We start from the raw sequence: 15,705 nt of genomic DNA, 5'->3' as shown, positions 1-15,705 counted from the left end.
CGACATTCCGCTTATGTCAGTCAGGCAGTGGAATACTGGCAGGCAAATTCTATCGGAGAAGGAAATGGAAGACGGCATCAGGCAGAGTTACAAGGATGAGCAGGCTGGCCTTTTAGAGCAGGCACTCACTCTTCCGTTGCCAGATGCGGTGTTCACAATCGTCCACTACAATGATCACCGCAGGCGTATGGGGCCAAGGCCACACTGCGATCCGATAGACTTCTCGGTTCTATATGACAGCTATGATCCCAATGAGGTGGAGGAATGGCGGATCAAAGCGCAAAAGCTGCGAAATGACGCCTATTCGGTGGGTGATGCCTCGCTTCGTAGAGACGGAACTTATGATCTGCTTCGGGCAGAATATGAAGCCACCCACCCCGGCTTCATGCCGAAAACCTATCAAGACGCGGTGGGTTTTGGAATGTGGCTAGCACGATAACGGCAGCAATCGATACCAGTCCGCACGAAAGCCGACAGTCTGCTCCCCACCCTTCACCGACATCGGGCGAGTTCCCAAATTCTAGCCGCGCGCTTGAGCCGCGCCGCCCAGCACCCGCGCGACGGCGACGAATTCCTCTACGCTGACAGTCTCCGCGCGCCTTTGCGGGTCGATCCCGACGACCTCCAACGCATCCAGCGCACCGGGCAGGCCCTTGAGGCTCTGGCGCAGCATCTTGCGGCGTTGACCGAAGGCGGCCGCCGTCAGGCGCTCCAGATGCTTGAGCTCGACGCCTTCCGGCGCTTCGGTCGGCGTGATGTGCACGACGGCCGACATCACCTTGGGCGGCGGGGTGAAGGCGCTGCGATGCACCTTCATCGCGATGCGCGGCTCGCTGCGCCATTGGGCGAGCACGGCTAGGCGGCCATAATGATCGCCGCCTGGCTTTGCCACAATCCGCTCGGCCACCTCCATCTGGAACATGAGCGTCAGCGTCGACCACCAGGGCAGCGGCGTCCATGGCGCGGAGAGCCAGCCGATAAGCAGCGCCGTACCGACATTATAGGGCAGATTGGCGATGATATGCGCGCCCTCGCCAGCCTCGGCGCGGGCATCGACCTGCATCGCGTCGCCCGAAATGACGCGCAGTTGGCCAGGGAAGGCCTCCGCCAGTTCGCCGAGCGCGGGCAGGCAGCGGTCGTCGCGTTCGACCGCGACAATGTTTGCGCCCGCTCGCAGGATCGCTCGCGTCAGTCCGCCTGGGCCGGGGCCGACCTCGAAAGCCGGCTGGCCGGAAAGCGACCCCGGTATGGCGGCGATCCGGTCGAGCAGTTGTTCGTCGAGCAGGAAATTCTGCCCGAGCGCCTTGCTCGCCTGAAGCCCGTGCGCTGCAATGACTTCGCGCAGCGGGGGAAGCTTCCGCTGCGCCTCAACAGCCATGGGTTAGGCGGGCACGCGTCGCTTCCGCGGCCATCTTGAGCGCCGCCATCATGGCGCCGGGATTGGCGCTATCCTTGCCCGCGATGCCGAAGGCGGTGCCATGATCGGGGGAGGTGCGCACGATCGGCAGCCCCAGCGTGATATTCACGCCCTCATCGAAATGCAGGGTCTTGAGCGGGATCAGCGCCTGATCATGATACATGCAGAGCGCCGCGTCGTAGGTTTCACGGGCGCGGGCATGAAACAGGCCGTCGGCGGCCAACGGTCCGCTGATGTCATAGCCTTCCGCCCGCAACGATTCGACGGCAGGCTGGATGATCTCAATCTCCTCCCGTCCCAACGCCCCGCCTTCTCCTGCATGCGGGTTGAGCCCGGCGACCACCAGGCGCGGCCGGCCGATCCCGAAGTTGCGCTGCAATCCCCTGGCGGTGGTGATCGCACGGGCGCGAATGAGGTCAACGGTCAGCGCGGAAGGCACTTCAGCGAGCGGGATATGGATGGTGATCGGCACGACCTTGAGCGAGGGGCCAGCCAGCATCATCACTGCGTTGTGGGGAGCCACGCCGCAGCGTTCGGCAATGAATTCGGTTTGTCCTGGATGGGTGAAGCCGACGCCGTACAACTGCTCCTTGCCGACAGGCGCGGTCACGATCCCTGCCGCCGAACCCGTCCGCGCGAGGCCGACCGCCACCTCCAGCGCCTGAAAGGCCGTGCGTGCGCCATCGATGCTGGGCATGCCCGGAACGATCTCGCCCGCCTCGGCAATCTGCAGGCAGGGCAGAGCCGTCTCGAAGGCGTCGAGCGCTTCCTCGGGCGTGCTGACGGTCGCGATCGGCCCCAGCCATACCGCCCGCAGCGCCGCCGCATCGCCGACCGCGAAGAAAGGCGGCAGGCCGCGCGCCTCCCGCATCACCCAGCTTTTGGCGACGATTTCAGGCCCAATGCCCGCCGGGTCGCCCAGCGATATCGCGAAGGGAGCGAGCGCAGCACGAGGCTCCGCCGAATCAGTTATAGTCGATGACGGCATCGCGGCGAAGGTCACGCAAATAGATACGCGCGCGCTTGTTGACCCGTTCTTCCTCCATCTGCGCCATGATCTGCTCACGGTTCGGCGCAGCGGCTGCGCCAGCCTCATCCCGGCCGCAGACCACCAGCACGCGCACGCCATCGGAAATGGAGCCGAAGGGCGGCGTCGCCTGGCCGACCTGAAGGCCGAGCAGGATATCCTGCAACTGCGGCGGCAGGTCGCGCAGCTTCACATTGTCGTTGTCGACCACATCGGCGCCGATCCTGGCGCCCAGCGCATTCGCTTCGCCGCAGCCCTTGATCGTCTTCGTCTGCGCAGCGAACGCCGCCGCCCTGGCGCTGGCCTGTTCCTTGGTGGTGTTGGGCGGGAAGCTGACCGACAACTGCTTGAGGCTGAGCAGCGCGTCACGCGGATCGGCGGTCAGCACCTTGCGCTTGTCCATGACATAGAGGAGCGAGACGCCGCCCGGCACCGGGATCGGCCCGGCGATCTGGCCGACCTGCATTTCAGTCGCCGCCTTCGCCAGTTCGTCGGGCAGCTGGCCCGGGCGCACCCAGCCCAGATCGCCGCCGACTGCAGCGGTCGACGCTTCGGAAAATTGCCGGGCATAGGCTGCGAAGCTGCCGCCCTGCTTGATCTGCTCGATGATGTTGCGCGCGTTGGCGACGATCTGGGCCTGATTTTCGGGCGTGGCCGACAGGTAGATCTCGCCGATGCGATATTCCTCGCTGCCCTTGGCCGCGTTCATCCGGTCGATGACCGATTTGACCTCATCCTCCGACACGTTGACGAAAGGCTGGATGTTGCGGCGGAGCAGGCGGCTCCACGCCAGCTCGCCTTCGATCTGGCGCTTGATGCTGGCGGACGAGCTGCCCTGAGTCCGCAGATACTGTTCGAACTGCGCAGGGGACTGGCGGAAATTGGCCGCGACCCTCTCATAGCTCTGGTCGATCTCGGCCCTGTCGACCTTGATGTCGTTGGCGGCGGCTTCCTGGATCTGCAGGGTTTCATCGATCAGGTTGCGCAGCACCTGAACGCGCAGCCGTTCCTTTTCCTCCGGCGATACCTTGCCGCCATTGGCGGTCAGGATCAGCGCCAGCCGTTGATCGACGTCGGTGCCGGTGATGATCCGGCCGTTGACGATCGCCGTCGCCTTGCGGACGTTGGGGTCGCTCTTGCCGAAGACGGTCACATCCTTGGGCAGGTTGAGCTGCTGGGTAGCGACGGAGCCGTCGTCATCAACCGTCTGGGCGGCGGTTCCCGCAACGCCCGTCGCCAGCAGCGCCGAAGACAGGAGCAGGGTGCGCAGGCCCTCTACGGTCGCGCTGCCAATGCGGGAAAAGGGAAAAACGACAGGCTGCATCGTCGGAAAAACTCTCCAATTCGGGTCGGCACGACATGCGCCGGCCCGCCTGAACCGCGGCTGAGCGGCAGGCGAGCCGGCTGATCCTTATATGCCAATATTACGAAAAGCCAGCCGTAGCTGAAAGCTGTTGCCGCTGCGTGCGTCGCCGATCACCAGGTAGTCGCGCCGCCAGGTCAGGCCCAGCGCCACGCAATCATCCTCATAGGCAATGCCGAGCCGGTGGCGAACGGGCTGATAACCATCGGCCGTGCTCACCGGGTCCTCCTTCGCATCGGTGAGGTCGATGACGGTCGATCCGAACACCGACCAGTAGCGCGCGAACTGGACGCGTCCGCCCAGCCGCAATTCCTCGCGGTCGCGCAAGTCCTCCAGATTCTGGTCCGCATTGCGGTTGAGCCGCAGATAGCCGACCATCGCATAGGTCTTGCGCGTGCCGATCGTGGCATCGACCTCGTTCCGGCGCACTGCCAGATTGTCCTTGTCCAGCCGGAAGCGATGGGTGAGGCTGACGAAGTCCCTGTACCGCACGGTCGTTCGCCCGACGATGTCGGACATGCGGTCGGAAAGGCCGGTGCCGTCCGGCAGGATGCTCTCGCGATTGTTCAGCCGGTAGCTTTGGCCGATCACGCTCTCCAGCGAGAAGTTGGGCAATGACAAGCCATATTCCAGGCCATAGGTGATGCGCGTCGAATCCTCGAACCGGTCGTATCCCGCGAAACGGTTGAGCGCGAAGAGATTACTGTCCTCCAGATCGATCGCGCGGGCGTCTTCGTTGGGTACCGACAGGTTGGCGAGCCGGGGTGCCGCCACGATTTGCACGCGCGGCGCGATACGTTGGAGCCCGCCGAACGCCTCGCCCATGAAGGGCCAGCGCACGTCGATCGCCGCCGCCGCGATGCCGCGCGCCTTCCAGCCCGGATCGCCGGCATAGCTCGCCACCTGCGTCAGCAGATTGTCGCTGCTGTGATAGACGTCGCCGCGCAGATAGGTGGTCAAGGAGACTTCCTGCCCCATGCCGGTCAGCTTGCGCAGGTTCCATTCGAACGCGGCAAAGGCACGCTGCGTATCCTGTCCATGGGTGCGCGTGATGGCGAGCGTGTTGGCCTGCAACTGGATGCGCCCGCCCAGCAGCGGGTCGGCCAGGCGCAGGCGATAGTCGATGACCGGCAGCGCGATCGGCGTCTGCCCCTGCGGATCGCCGGTGCGGAGCGTCTGCACCGCCCAGCCTGCGATGGAGAAATAGCTCTTCTCCCCGATCCGCTGCGCGCCAAGGGTCGAGCGCAGCCGGTCGTCGCGGCTGATGTCGTAGCGGCGCAGGAAGGTACGGTCGCTCGCCACCCGGATCGATCCGTTGACGCTCCATTCCGGGGTCAGCTGCAATCCGCCGCTGGCGTCCAGATAGCCGCGAAAATCCTTTTCCGAACCCGCAGGCGTTGCCGAAGCGGCGCCGCCGGTTGCAACACGGCTGCCATAGGTGCCAAAACCGGTCACCTGATAGGCGCCCCGATCCCACAGGTGGCGATAGTTCGCCTCCAGCATCGGCAGCGTGTCAGTGTAGATATGCGGTGTGACGGTGAGGTCGCGATTAGGCGCGAGCTTCAGATAATAGGGCAGCGCCACCTCGAACCCGTTGGTCCGGTCATAGCGCAGATTGGGGACCAGCAGCCCGCTGCCGCCACCTTCACCCACCGGATGGGAAAAGCCGGGTAGCGGGATAAGCGGCAGGCCGAACAGTTCGATGCTGGCGTTGGTGTAGTAGACGCGGGCCTTCACCGGGTCATAGACGACCTTCACCGCCTTGATCTGCCAGCTCGGCTCCTTGGGACAGCCGTCGCTGTCCTCGACAGCGCAGCCGGTATAGGCGGCCTTCCGCAGCGTATAGATGCCATTCACCCGGTCGCCATGCACCGCCGCCAGACGCCCGCCCGATTGCAGGACGAGCAGCATATTCTCGACCGCCCCATCCTTGAGGGAATCGGTGACGTTGAAGCGGTCGCCATAGGCGACGTTGCCTTCAGCGTCGGTGACGGACACATTGCCCGTCGCCTCCACTTTCCCGCTGGTGCGGTTCCACACCACCTTGTCGGCGCGCAGCCGGTTGCCCTCACGCAGCAGCTGCACATCGCCGCTGGCCGTAACCACCTCGCTGTTGCTGTCATAGGAGAGGGCGTCGGCGGCGAAGCCGATCTGATCGTCGCTTGCCGGCACCGGGGCGTCGGGCGCACTGACGCTCGGCTGCGGCTCCTGCAGTTGCTGAGCCTTGGCGCCGGACGCCGCCGCGAGCGACAGGCAGGCTGCACCAGCGGCGAGGGCAGATTTCAGACGCAGGGACGAAGGGAAATTATGCAAAGGATCGTGCCTCTTTGGGGGGCGCTTTGTTTCCCGCCTATCGCATTGCTTTGCCTGCGCCGCAATCGTCTGCCCCAAGTCTTTTGCCCGAAAATCCGTCGAACGGCTTTGCCAGACGGGCCAAGCCGCACTATCTCACCCAGACTGTTACCGTCTTGCCAGACATGAAGGACCCTTGATGGAAATCGCGTTCAGCCCGATCCGTCCCGATGCCGACACCTTGGTCTTTGCCGTGCCGAAGGGGGGCTTCGACGCCCTGCCGCTCGCTGCCGCGCCCACTTTGGCGGCTGGCGCGAGCGCCGCCCGCTTTGCCGGTGAGGCGGGTTCCAGTTTCGAAAGCTTCGCCGAGGAAGGCGGCAAGGTGCTACGCGCCGTCCTGATCGGGACAGGTAGCGGCAGCGACACGGACTTTGAAAAGGCAGGTGCGGCGCTGACCGCGCGGCTATCGAATAGCGGCGCGACCCATGCCGCCGTCGAATTCTTCGGCCCCGCTACGGGCGAGCAGGCGGCGCATCTCGCGCTCGGCGCGCTGCTGCGTGGCTGGCGGATCGATACCTATCGTACGCGTCAGCCGGAGAAAGCGAAGCCCACACTGGCGAAGATTACGCTCGTCTCCGCTGATGGCGCCGCCGCCTGGGAAGCACAGTCGGCGGTCGCCTCGGGTGTCGCCCTGACGCGCGAGCTGGTGTCGGAACCGGCGAACATTCTCTATCCCGAAAGCTTCGTCGAGCGCTGCCGGCACCTTGAGCAGCTGGGGGTCAAGATCACCGTCCTCGACAAGGCGGCGATGGCTGAGCTTGGCATGGGCGCGCTGCTGGGCGTCGCGCAAGGATCGGTACGCGAGCCGCGCCTGCTCGCCATGGAGTGGGACGGTACTGGTGGCGCGCAGCAGAAGCCGGTGGTGTTCGTCGGCAAGGGCGTGACCTTCGACACGGGAGGCATTTCCATCAAGCCTGCCGCCGGCATGGAGGACATGAAGTGGGACATGGGGGGCGCAGGCGCCGTCGCAGGCGCGATGAAGGCGCTGGCCGGGCGCAAGGCGAAGGCGCGCGTCGTCGGCATCTGCGGCCTGGTCGAGAATATGCCCGACGGCAATGCACAGCGGCCGGGCGACATCGTGACCTCGATGTCCGGCCAGACCATCGAGGTGCTGAACACCGATGCGGAAGGGCGGCTGGTCCTGTGCGACGTCATTACCTGGGCGCAGAAGACCTATGCGCCAGAGGTTATCGTTGACCTCGCGACACTGACCGGCGCGATGATCGTGTCGCTCGGTAGCGAATATGCGGGTATCTTCTCCAATGATGACGGGCTTGCCGATGATCTGATGACGGCGGGCAAGGCTGCTGGCGAGCAGCTGTGGCGCTTCCCCCTGTCCGACGCCTATAATAAGCTGATCGACAGCCCGATCGCCGACATGAAGAATGTCGGCCCGCGCTTTGCCGGGTCGATCACCGCCGCGCAGTTCATCAAGCGCTTTGTCGATGAGGGCGTCAAATGGGCGCATCTCGACATTGCGGGCATGGTGTGGGCGGACAAGCCCGGCGCGACCTGGGACAAGGGCGCGACCGGTTACGGCGTGCGTCTGCTCGACCGGTTCGTCGCCGACAGGTTCGAGGGCTGACGGTCAGGCCGATGCAAGTCGATTTCTACCAGTTGAGCCGCGACCCGGTTGAGCAGGTGCTGCCCGCGATTGCGGGCCGCATTCTCGACATGGGCGAGCGGTTGCTGGTGGTGACCGGCGAGCCCGAGCAGCTGGACCGCATTTCCGCTGGTCTTTGGGCCGGGCCGCCGGAGAGTTTTCTGGCGCATGGCCGGGCGGGGGAGGGCGATGGTTCGATCCAGCCTGTTCTGCTCGCCAAGGAATGCGCTGCCGCCAACGGTGCACGGCACGTCGCTTTGGCGGATGGGCTATGGCGGGAGGAAGCGCTGGCGTTCGAGCGCGCCTTCTACTTCTTCGACGCTGTCACCATCGATGGCGCGCGGGAAAGCTGGCGGGCGCTCGCCAGACGAGAAGGCGTGACCCCGCGCTTTTGGCGGCAGGAAGGCCGCAAATGGGTGCAGGGCCCTTAGCGCGCCGCGACGGACGCCCCCTTGCAGCGGGGGCGAGCCCGGTCTAAAGGCCGCGCCACTTGATCCCAAAACAATTTGGAGCTTTTGAGCCTTATGGCCGTGACCCGCACCTTTTCGATCATCAAGCCCGATGCGACTCGTCGCAACCTGACCGGCGCAGTGACCAAGAAGCTGGAGGAGGCGGGCCTGCGGGTCGTGGCTTCGAAGCGCATCCGCATGAGCCGCGAACAGGCGGAGGGTTTCTACGCCGTTCACAAGGAACGCCCCTTCTTCGCCGACCTGGTCGCCTTCATGATCTCCGGTCCGGTCGTCGTGCAGGTTCTGGAAGGCGAAGACGCCGTCAAGCGCAACCGCGACATCATGGGCGCGACCAACCCGGCCAATGCGGACGAGGGCACGATCCGCAAGGACTATGCCGAGTCGATCGAGGCCAATTCGGTCCATGGTTCGGACAGCGAGGAAAATGCCGCGATCGAGATCGCCTATTTCTTCAAGCCCGAAGAAATCGTCGGCTGATCTGCCGCAAGCCAAGCATGGAAAGGGGCCGGGGAGCATATGCTCCACCGGCCTTTTCTTTTTTCCACAAAGGATCGATCACTCAGGCCATCGCTCCATAAGCGCTATCTCAACAGTCAAATCGTCTGCGGCGGCGCCTCAAACCGGTCGATCACCCATTCCTCCGCCTGTGCACCGCCGATCCATTCCTGCATCCAGGGATGATTGATGACGGCATGCATATAGGCTTCGGCGAAGCGGGCGACCGGCAGCTGATAGGTGATGAAGCGCGTCACCACCGGGGCGAACATCACGTCGACGGCGTTGAACTCGCCGAACAGATATTCTCCGTCGCCACCGTGGCGCGCCCGAGCCTCCGCCCACAGTTGCATGATGCGGCCGATATCCTGCGCCACCGCTTCGGATGGCGGCACCGGCGCGTAGATCTGGCGGATGTTCATGCTGTGCTCGCGGCGCAGCGCAGCGAAACTCGAATGCATTTCCGCCGCCATGGACCGCGCCATGGCGCGCGCCGCGGTGTCGGCAGGCCAGAATTTGTCGCCGCCGCATTTCTCGTTCAGATATTCGATGATCGCGAGGCTGTCCCAAACCACGACGTCGTCGCCGTCCCACAGGATTGGCACCTTCCCCGATGACGGGGCGAACTCGTCCCCCTCACGGCGTTTTTCCCACGCTTCGTCATAGAGCGGCACGACCACTTCCTCGAAAGGAAGGCCGCTGAGCTTGCAGGCGAGCCAGCCGCGCAGCGACCAACTCGAATAGGCTTTGTTGCCAATGAACAGCTTCATCATGCGCCAATCTTTAGAGCGGGGTGCGGCTGGGTCAAATGGCGAATCCAAAAAGAGGGGCTGGCTGGCGGCCCCTTTGCGCCCTAAACGTCCCCCCTGCTAACAGGGTAGAAGAAGACGGGGCGGTTTATGGATTGGTTGCACGCGGTCGCTGGCCTGTTTGTCGGTGTGATGGTCGGGATGACCGGGGTTGGGGGTGGTTCCTTGATGGCGCCGATCCTGATTTTGCTGTTCGGCGTGGCCCCGGCGACGGCGGTCGGTACCGACCTGTGGTTCGCCTCCATCACCAAGGCAGTCGGCGGCGCCGTGCATCATCATCAGGGCGGAGCGGATGGCGGCCCCGACTATATGGTCATCAAGCGGCTGCTGATGGGCAGCATTCCAGCAGCCCTGATCGTGCTCTTGATCGTTTCCCAGATGCACATGACCCAGATCAAGGGCGGCATCGTCACCACGGCCTTGGGCGTCGTGCTGATCCTGACGGCCGGTGCCACGCTGCTGCGCGGCCGCTTTCATCGGTGGGCGCTTACTGCGCGCGTGGAGACGGCGAGCCGCTTCACGCGATGGCAGCCGGCCCTGACCGTCGCGGCCGGCGCGCTTCTGGGCGCCATGGTGACGTTGACCTCCATCGGCGCGGGCGCGATCGGCGCGACCATGCTGCTCGCCCTCTATCCCTTCCGCATGCGGATGCAGCGGCTGGTGGCGACAGATATCGTCCATGCCGTGCCGCTGACCCTGGTCGCCGGCCTTGGGCATCTGTGGATCGGAAACGTCAATCCGTTGCTGCTTGCCAATCTGCTGGCGGGATCGCTGCCGGGGATCCTGATCGGTTCCCTGCTGGCGACACGCGCGTCGGACCGCCTGCTTCAGCCCTTACTTGCCGCCGTGCTGGTGGTCGTGGGATGGCGGCTCATCATGTGACCGCGCCGGTCGGGGAGAGAGGTGGAGGCCCGAGCCGGAATCGAACCGGCGTGCAAGGATTTGCAGTCCTCTGCGTCACCACTCCGCCATCGGGCCTCGACAAGTGGGACGCCGCAAATGTGCGGCTTTTGGCGCAAAGTCAAGCGCGCCTGCGCCTCGCTGCCCAAGATTTTGACGATCACGCGCGCAAAGCCGCTTGGCGTGGCAGGTCGGCTGATTTAGAGGTCCGGTAATCTTGGTGCTGTATTGCCTTCTTAACACAGCTATGCCATTCGGGGAATTGTCGTGACCGAGCAGAATTTTTCATCGATGCGGGCCGCCATGGTCGAAAGCCAGCTTCGCACGAGCGACGTGGACGACCGTCGTGTGATCGGCGCGATGGCGCATGTGGCGCGGGAGGATTTCGTTCCTGCGGAACGGCGCGCGATGGCCTATGTCGATCGCTCCATCCCCTTGGGCAATGGCCGCTCGCTCAATCCGCCGCTCGCCACAGGACGCCTGCTCAAGGAAGCGCAGATCGCGCCGGGCGACCGGGTTCTGCTGATCGGCGCGGCGACGGGCTATGCCGCGGCGCTGCTCTCCGCGATGGGCGCGCAGGTCACGGCTGTCGAGGAAGAAGGCGGGCCGGAACTCGTCGGAGCCAACGCCACTCTGGTGCGTGGGCCGTTGAGCGCCGGTGCTCCCGAAGGGGCGCCCTACGACGTGCTGTTTGTCGATGGCGCCATAGAGGAAGTTCCCGCCACGCTCGTTCAGCAGCTTGTTGATGGAGCACGGGTCGTGACCGGTATTGTCGAGGGTGGCGTCACGCGTCTCTGCAGCGGCCGCGTGGTCGGCGGAGCGCTCGGCCTGTCCCGCCTCGCCGATCTGGAACTGGTCCTGCTGCCCGGATTCTCGGCGCCTCAGCGCTTCACATTCTAGCAGATCGAGGGGGATGATGACGGCAAGGCACAGAGTTTTTCGGCGCTCCGCCGTCACGGTGCTGCTGTTGCTGTCGTCCTCGCTTGGCGGAGCTGTCTCTGCGGAAACGTTGCAGGGCGCGCTAGCGAAGGCCTATCGCCACAACCCCACGCTGACGGGCGCCCGCGCGGGTCAGCGGGCAACCGACGAGAATGTGCCGATCCAGAAGGCTGCGGGCCGGCCCAGCGCCAATGTCGAGGGGCAGTATCAGGAACAGCTTGTAAAGCCAACGCGCGCTTTTCTGGCCCCGGACCGGCAGGCCAACGGCACCGCGACAATCAACGTGCCTATCTATCAAGGCGGAGCTGTGCGGAACGGCGTGAAGGCCGCCAAGGTGCGATCGGAAGCGAGCCGGGCTGACCTCCGCGGCACAGAGGCTTCCATCTTCTCGCAGGTGGTCGCCGCCTACATGGACGTTATCCGTGACGGCGCGATCGTGTCGCTGAACAGGGCGAATGTGAATGTGCTGGAGGTCAACCTCCAGGCCACGAACGACAGGTTCGAGGTGGGCGACCTGACCCGAACCGATGTCGCTCAGTCGCAGTCGCGCCTGGCCTTGGCGCGCTCCGATCTCCAGACGGCGGAGGCGAACTTGATCGCCAGTCGGGAAAATTATGTCGCGCTGGTCGGAACGCCGCCCGATGATCTCCAGCCGCCGCCAGCATTGCCGGGCCTGCCGGCCTCCCCTGAGCTGGCAGTGCAGACGGCGTTGACCGACAATCCCGACATCCTGTCTGCAAAGAAGCGACGCGAAGCGGCACGCTATGACGTGCGGGTGGCGAAGGCAGGCGTGCTGCCCACGGTTTCCGGATTTGCGCAGGGCAGTTATACACATTTTCTGGGGTCCTTGCGTACCTCTCCCGGGGCCGGGCTTCCCGACGTTCAGGATGATGAGCAGAGCAATAAGCAGGCTGTAGCTGGCGCGACGCTGACAATTCCGCTTTATCAGGGCGGCCGCCCCGCCGCTCAAGTGCGGCAAAGCCAGGCGCGTGAATCGCAGGCGATGGAGCAGGAGATCGAAGTGGAGCGCGGCGTGATCGCGCAGACGCGTTCGGCCTATGCAAGCTGGCAGGCGTCGCTCCAGACGATCCAATCTAACCAGACCGCGGTGGAGGCTGCAAACCTGTCGCTGGAGGGCGTGCGCGCGGAAAATTCGGTGGGCAGCCGCACCATCCTGGATATTCTGAACGCGGAACAGGAAGCGGTGAACGCGAAGGTTCAACTCGTCGCCGCGCGCCGCAACGCCTATGTTGCGGGCTTCAGTCTGCTCGCGGCCATGGGCCATGCCGAGGCCGACGATCTGAACCTCGAAAACGGAACGCTTTACGACCCGATGGTTAATTATGAGCGGGTTAAGGGCAAATGGTTCGACTGGGATTTCGATCCGGCACCGCAGCTTCAGTCCACGCGTACCGTTGACACCCCTCCGCAAAATGCCAATGTGAACTCTGCATTGGCGCAGCCTTAACGCAATGTTAACCTCGGCATGAGTTCCTTGGTGAGGCGATTGTGTTAACGGGAACTCGAACTGGGGTTATCATGGGTGACATGAGCAAGGAGCCTTCGATGGAAGATATCCTTTCGTCCATCAAGCGGATCATCGCCGAAGAAGGCGAGGAAGCCGTTCAGTCCGCCCAGCCGCGCCGGGCCCGTGGCGAGGCTGCCGTAAAAGCCTTCGTCGCGCAGACGATACGGGACGTCGCGACGCCCGTGGAGCCTGACGCGGCGGCTGAGCCACCAGCCGAGGAAGTTCTGGAACTGACAGACGAGGTTGCAGTGGAGGAAGCAATGCCCGCGCACAAGACATCCCGTTCGCCTCGCGCTGTGTTGGCCGAGGAGGACACGTCGATCCTGTCAGTCGAGAGCGAGGTCGCTGCACGGCACTCTCTGTCTGCTCTGTCATCCATGCTCGTAGCCCCCCGCGAAGGCGAAGATAACACGCTGGACGGCCTTGTCCGCTCGCTCCTGAAGCCCATGCTCAAGGAATGGCTCGACGCTCGCCTGCCGGCGCTGGTCGAAGACATGGTGGCGAAGGAAATCTCACGCATCGCTGGGCGCTGATCGAGGGACCTGTCTGATCCGGGACGGTTTATCGACTGTTGCTTATCGGACAGGAGTTGTCCTGCTTGCTACCAACCTCCCCCGTATTCCTTGTTAGAATATTGCGCGGGAGAGGTTGATCCTTGCGCGCCGCTGCGCGAGGCCCTACACCCTGATCGTTATGCTGCCCGTGCTGTTCAGCCGTGGGGCGATCTTTTCTAAGGGTGAAGGTCCATGAAGTTCCTGTTGTCCATCGGGCTGGGCGCGGCGGCGTTCAGTCACGCTCTGCTCTCCGCGATGCCCGTGGAGGCCCGGCCATTCACGCCGAGCGACATGGTCAACCTCAACCGCATATCCGCGCCCGCCGTGTCGCCCGACGGCCGGTGGCTTGCCTATCAGATGCGCACTACCGATCTGGCGGGCAACCGCGGGCGGACGGATCTTTATCTGCTGGCGCTGGATAAGCCAGGGCAGCAGGCGCGTCTGATAGCCTCGCTGCCGGACAAGAATGAGAGCGCGCCAGCCTTTTCCGCTGACGGGACCTCACTCTACTTCCTGTCGAACCGCAGCGGCGATGACCAGCTTTGGCGCGTGTCGCTGGCGGGAGGCGACCCTGAGCAGATCACCCGCCCGCCAGGGGGCATCTCCGGTTTTCTGCTGAGCCCAAGCGGCGAGCGCGTGGCGCTGTGGGCCGACCGGCCGATCGGCGCCAAGACCCTGGATGACGTTCAACCCGCGCCTCCTCCGAGTGCCGGGACCGGCCGCGTCTATGAGCAACTTTTCGTGCGGCACTGGGACAGATGGGCGGACGGCCAGCGGTCGCAGATTTTCGTCATGCCACTGAGTGGCGGACCTGCCCTTTCCGTTATGGGCCCGCTGGTCGGTGACAGTCCTTCCAAGCCCTTCGGCGGGGTGGAGGAGATCGCCTGGAGCAGCGACGGCAATACGCTGTTCTTCGCTCTGCGCGAGGCGGGCCGGATCGAATCGCTCTCCACCAATCTTGATATCTTTGCGGTTCCGGCAGATGCCAGCGCGCCGCCGCAGAACCTGACCGACGCCAATGATGCGACCGACACGATGCCTTCTGTTTCGCCCGACGGGAAATGGCTGGCCTATGCGGCGATGAAGCGGCCGGGCTATGAGAGCGATCGTCTTGTGCTGACGCTGCGCAATCTTGCCACGGGCGAGACGCGCGCGTTGACGGAAAGCTGGGATCGGTCGATCGGCTCGATCGCGTGGGAAGCCGGCGGCGGCAGCATCCTCGTCACGGCGGATGACGTGCTGGATCACCCCGTCTTCCGGATCGATACGCGCTCGGGCCGGGTGACTCGCCTGACGCAGACCGGCCACGCCGCCGGCGTCGTGCCGCTGCCCAAGGGCGGCTTCGTCTATGCGCTGGACAATATCCAGTCGCCGGCGGATTTCTGGAAGATGCCCTCGAAAGGGCGTCCCCAGCGGCTCACCAGCGTCAATGCGGAAAAGCTTGCCGGCGTCGATGATGTGTCGGTGCAGCGCTTCAGCTTCAAGGGAGCCAATGGCGACACCGTTTGGGGGCAGATCGTCAAGCCGAGAGGCAGGGCAGGCAGACTGCCGGTCGCCTATCTGGTGCATGGCGGTCCGCAGGGAAGCTTCAACGACAGCTGGTCTTATCGGTGGAATCCCAAGGCTTTCGCCGCCCATGGCTATGCGGCGGTCATGGTCGATTTTCACGGGTCCACCGGCTACGGGCAGGCCTTCACCGACAGCATCAACAAGGATTGGGGCGGCAAGCCGCTCGAAGACCTGAAGCTCGGCCTTGCAGCAGCGGCGGCGAAGGACGCGCAGGTCGATGCGGGCAACGCCTGCGCTCTGGGTGCGAGTTATGGCGGCTATATGATGAACTGGATCGCCGGCAACTGGCCCGACGGGTTCAAATGCCTGGTCCAGCATGACGGCGTGTTCGACGCCCGGGCCATGGCCTATGAAACCGAAGAACTGTGGTTCGACGAATGGGAACATGGCGGTCCTTATTTCGAACAGGCGCAGGAGTTCGAGAAGTGGAACCCGGTCAGCCATGTGACGAAATGGAAGACGCCGATGCTGGTCGTTACCAGCGAAAAGGACTTCCGCATTCCCTATACGCAGGGGCTGGCGGCGTTCACCGCGCTTCAGCGGCGCGGGATACCGTCCAAGCTGCTGGTCTTCCCGGATGAAAATCACTGGGTTTTGAAACCGCGCAACTCGCTGCAATGGTATGATGAAGCGCTGGGCTGGCTGGACAGGTGGACGAAGCGGTAAAAGCGCTGGAATG

The 15,705-nt window shown here is 64.2% G+C and carries 14 protein-coding genes and 1 tRNA gene; 9 read left to right on the top strand and 6 right to left on the bottom strand.

From position 1 onward, the window contains the following. Positions 1-64: 64 nt before the first annotated feature. Positions 65-439, top strand: coding sequence for a hypothetical protein (locus L858_RS0101605; RefSeq protein ID WP_022681396.1), 375 nt, complete (start codon positions 65-67; stop codon positions 437-439). 81 nt (positions 440-520) lie between these two features. On the opposite strand, the gene rsmA is transcribed toward L858_RS0101605, so the two are convergent. The 4 genes from rsmA to L858_RS0101585 all read right to left on the bottom strand — a co-directional run bounded on the left by rsmA (position 521) and on the right by L858_RS0101585 (position 6,093). Beyond that, entirely contained in the window at positions 521-1,378 is an 858-nt protein-coding gene (rsmA, locus tag L858_RS0101600; RefSeq protein ID WP_022681395.1) for a 16S rRNA (adenine(1518)-N(6)/adenine(1519)-N(6))-dimethyltransferase RsmA, read from the bottom strand. After that, a complete protein-coding gene (pdxA, locus tag L858_RS0101595) occupies positions 1,368-2,405 on the bottom strand; it encodes a 4-hydroxythreonine-4-phosphate dehydrogenase PdxA (RefSeq protein ID WP_028055681.1) in 1,038 nt (345 codons plus the stop codon). The genes rsmA and pdxA overlap by 11 nt, the downstream gene beginning before the upstream one ends. Then, positions 2,383-3,768, bottom strand: coding sequence for a peptidylprolyl isomerase (locus L858_RS0101590; protein ID WP_022681393.1), 1,386 nt, complete (start codon positions 3,766-3,768; stop codon positions 2,383-2,385). The genes pdxA and L858_RS0101590 overlap by 23 nt, the downstream gene beginning before the upstream one ends. A gap of 87 nt (positions 3,769-3,855) precedes the next feature. Beyond that, on the bottom strand, positions 3,856-6,093 hold the full coding sequence (locus L858_RS0101585) for an LPS-assembly protein LptD (protein ID WP_028055680.1): 2,238 nt from the start codon (positions 6,091-6,093) through the stop codon (positions 3,856-3,858). Between the two features lie 205 nt (positions 6,094-6,298). Between L858_RS0101585 and L858_RS0101580 the strand changes: the two genes are divergently transcribed. The 3 genes from L858_RS0101580 to ndk all read left to right on the top strand — a co-directional run bounded on the left by L858_RS0101580 (position 6,299) and on the right by ndk (position 8,709). Beyond that, positions 6,299-7,744, top strand: a complete 1,446-nt coding sequence (locus tag L858_RS0101580) for a leucyl aminopeptidase (protein WP_022681391.1) — start codon at positions 6,299-6,301, stop codon at positions 7,742-7,744. Positions 7,745-7,755: 11 nt separating this feature from the next. Continuing rightward, on the top strand, positions 7,756-8,193 hold the full coding sequence (locus L858_RS0101575) for a DNA polymerase III subunit chi (protein WP_022681390.1): 438 nt from the start codon (positions 7,756-7,758) through the stop codon (positions 8,191-8,193). A gap of 93 nt (positions 8,194-8,286) precedes the next feature. After that, positions 8,287-8,709, top strand: coding sequence for a nucleoside-diphosphate kinase (gene ndk, locus L858_RS0101570; RefSeq protein WP_009820765.1), 423 nt, complete (start codon positions 8,287-8,289; stop codon positions 8,707-8,709). 116 nt (positions 8,710-8,825) lie between these two features. Here ndk and L858_RS0101565 read toward each other — a convergent pair whose 3' ends face one another. Next, a complete protein-coding gene (locus L858_RS0101565; RefSeq protein ID WP_022681389.1) occupies positions 8,826-9,500 on the bottom strand; it encodes a glutathione S-transferase family protein in 675 nt (224 codons plus the stop codon). 126 nt (positions 9,501-9,626) lie between these two features. Between L858_RS0101565 and L858_RS0101560 the strand changes: the two genes are divergently transcribed. After that, complete coding sequence (locus L858_RS0101560) at positions 9,627-10,418, top strand: sulfite exporter TauE/SafE family protein (protein WP_022681388.1); 792 nt, start codon at positions 9,627-9,629, stop codon at positions 10,416-10,418. Between the two features lie 22 nt (positions 10,419-10,440). Here the strand turns inward: L858_RS0101560 and L858_RS0101555 are convergent. After that, positions 10,441-10,514: transfer RNA gene (locus tag L858_RS0101555), tRNA-Cys, on the bottom strand. Positions 10,515-10,703: 189 nt separating this feature from the next. Between L858_RS0101555 and L858_RS0101545 the strand changes: the two genes are divergently transcribed. The 4 genes from L858_RS0101545 (at position 10,704) to L858_RS0101530 (ending at position 15,692) form a co-directional block, all read left to right on the top strand. Continuing rightward, positions 10,704-11,336 carry a protein-L-isoaspartate O-methyltransferase family protein gene (locus L858_RS0101545; RefSeq protein WP_022681386.1) on the top strand — a complete coding sequence of 211 codons (633 nt, stop codon included), beginning with the start codon at positions 10,704-10,706 and terminating at the stop codon, positions 11,334-11,336. Positions 11,337-11,352: 16 nt separating this feature from the next. Then, positions 11,353-12,843 carry a TolC family outer membrane protein gene (locus L858_RS0101540; RefSeq protein WP_028055679.1) on the top strand — a complete coding sequence of 497 codons (1,491 nt, stop codon included), beginning with the start codon at positions 11,353-11,355 and terminating at the stop codon, positions 12,841-12,843. 71 nt (positions 12,844-12,914) lie between these two features. After that, on the top strand, positions 12,915-13,436 hold the full coding sequence (locus tag L858_RS0101535; RefSeq protein WP_022681384.1) for a DUF2497 domain-containing protein: 522 nt from the start codon (positions 12,915-12,917) through the stop codon (positions 13,434-13,436). A 213-nt stretch (positions 13,437-13,649) separates the two neighbouring features. Next, positions 13,650-15,692 carry a S9 family peptidase gene (locus L858_RS0101530; protein ID WP_022681383.1) on the top strand — a complete coding sequence of 681 codons (2,043 nt, stop codon included), beginning with the start codon at positions 13,650-13,652 and terminating at the stop codon, positions 15,690-15,692. Positions 15,693-15,705: the final 13 nt, after the last annotated feature.

Origin of the sequence: Sphingobium bisphenolivorans (assembly GCF_000412635.1) — a bacterium.
Taxonomy (GTDB): domain Bacteria; phylum Pseudomonadota; class Alphaproteobacteria; order Sphingomonadales; family Sphingomonadaceae; genus Sphingobium; species Sphingobium bisphenolivorans.
This window is presented reverse-complemented; position numbering and strand designations above follow the sequence as displayed.

Coding starts and splice junctions, on each gene's coding strand:
- rsmA (WP_022681395.1), bottom strand. CDS start 1,378: ATGGCTGTTGAGGCGCAGCGGAAGCTTCCCCCGCTGCGCGAAGTCATT.
- L858_RS0101535 (WP_022681384.1), top strand. CDS start 12,915: ATGGGTGACATGAGCAAGGAGCCTTCGATGGAAGATATCCTTTCGTCC.
- L858_RS0101560 (WP_022681388.1), top strand. CDS start 9,627: ATGGATTGGTTGCACGCGGTCGCTGGCCTGTTTGTCGGTGTGATGGTC.
- pdxA (WP_028055681.1), bottom strand. CDS start 2,405: ATGCCGTCATCGACTATAACTGATTCGGCGGAGCCTCGTGCTGCGCTC.
- ndk (WP_009820765.1), top strand. CDS start 8,287: ATGGCCGTGACCCGCACCTTTTCGATCATCAAGCCCGATGCGACTCGT.
- L858_RS0101605 (WP_022681396.1), top strand. CDS start 65: ATGGAAGACGGCATCAGGCAGAGTTACAAGGATGAGCAGGCTGGCCTT.
- L858_RS0101565 (WP_022681389.1), bottom strand. CDS start 9,500: ATGATGAAGCTGTTCATTGGCAACAAAGCCTATTCGAGTTGGTCGCTG.
- L858_RS0101590 (WP_022681393.1), bottom strand. CDS start 3,768: ATGCAGCCTGTCGTTTTTCCCTTTTCCCGCATTGGCAGCGCGACCGTA.
- L858_RS0101580 (WP_022681391.1), top strand. CDS start 6,299: ATGGAAATCGCGTTCAGCCCGATCCGTCCCGATGCCGACACCTTGGTC.
- L858_RS0101575 (WP_022681390.1), top strand. CDS start 7,756: ATGCAAGTCGATTTCTACCAGTTGAGCCGCGACCCGGTTGAGCAGGTG.
- L858_RS0101540 (WP_028055679.1), top strand. CDS start 11,353: ATGACGGCAAGGCACAGAGTTTTTCGGCGCTCCGCCGTCACGGTGCTG.
- L858_RS0101530 (WP_022681383.1), top strand. CDS start 13,650: ATGAAGTTCCTGTTGTCCATCGGGCTGGGCGCGGCGGCGTTCAGTCAC.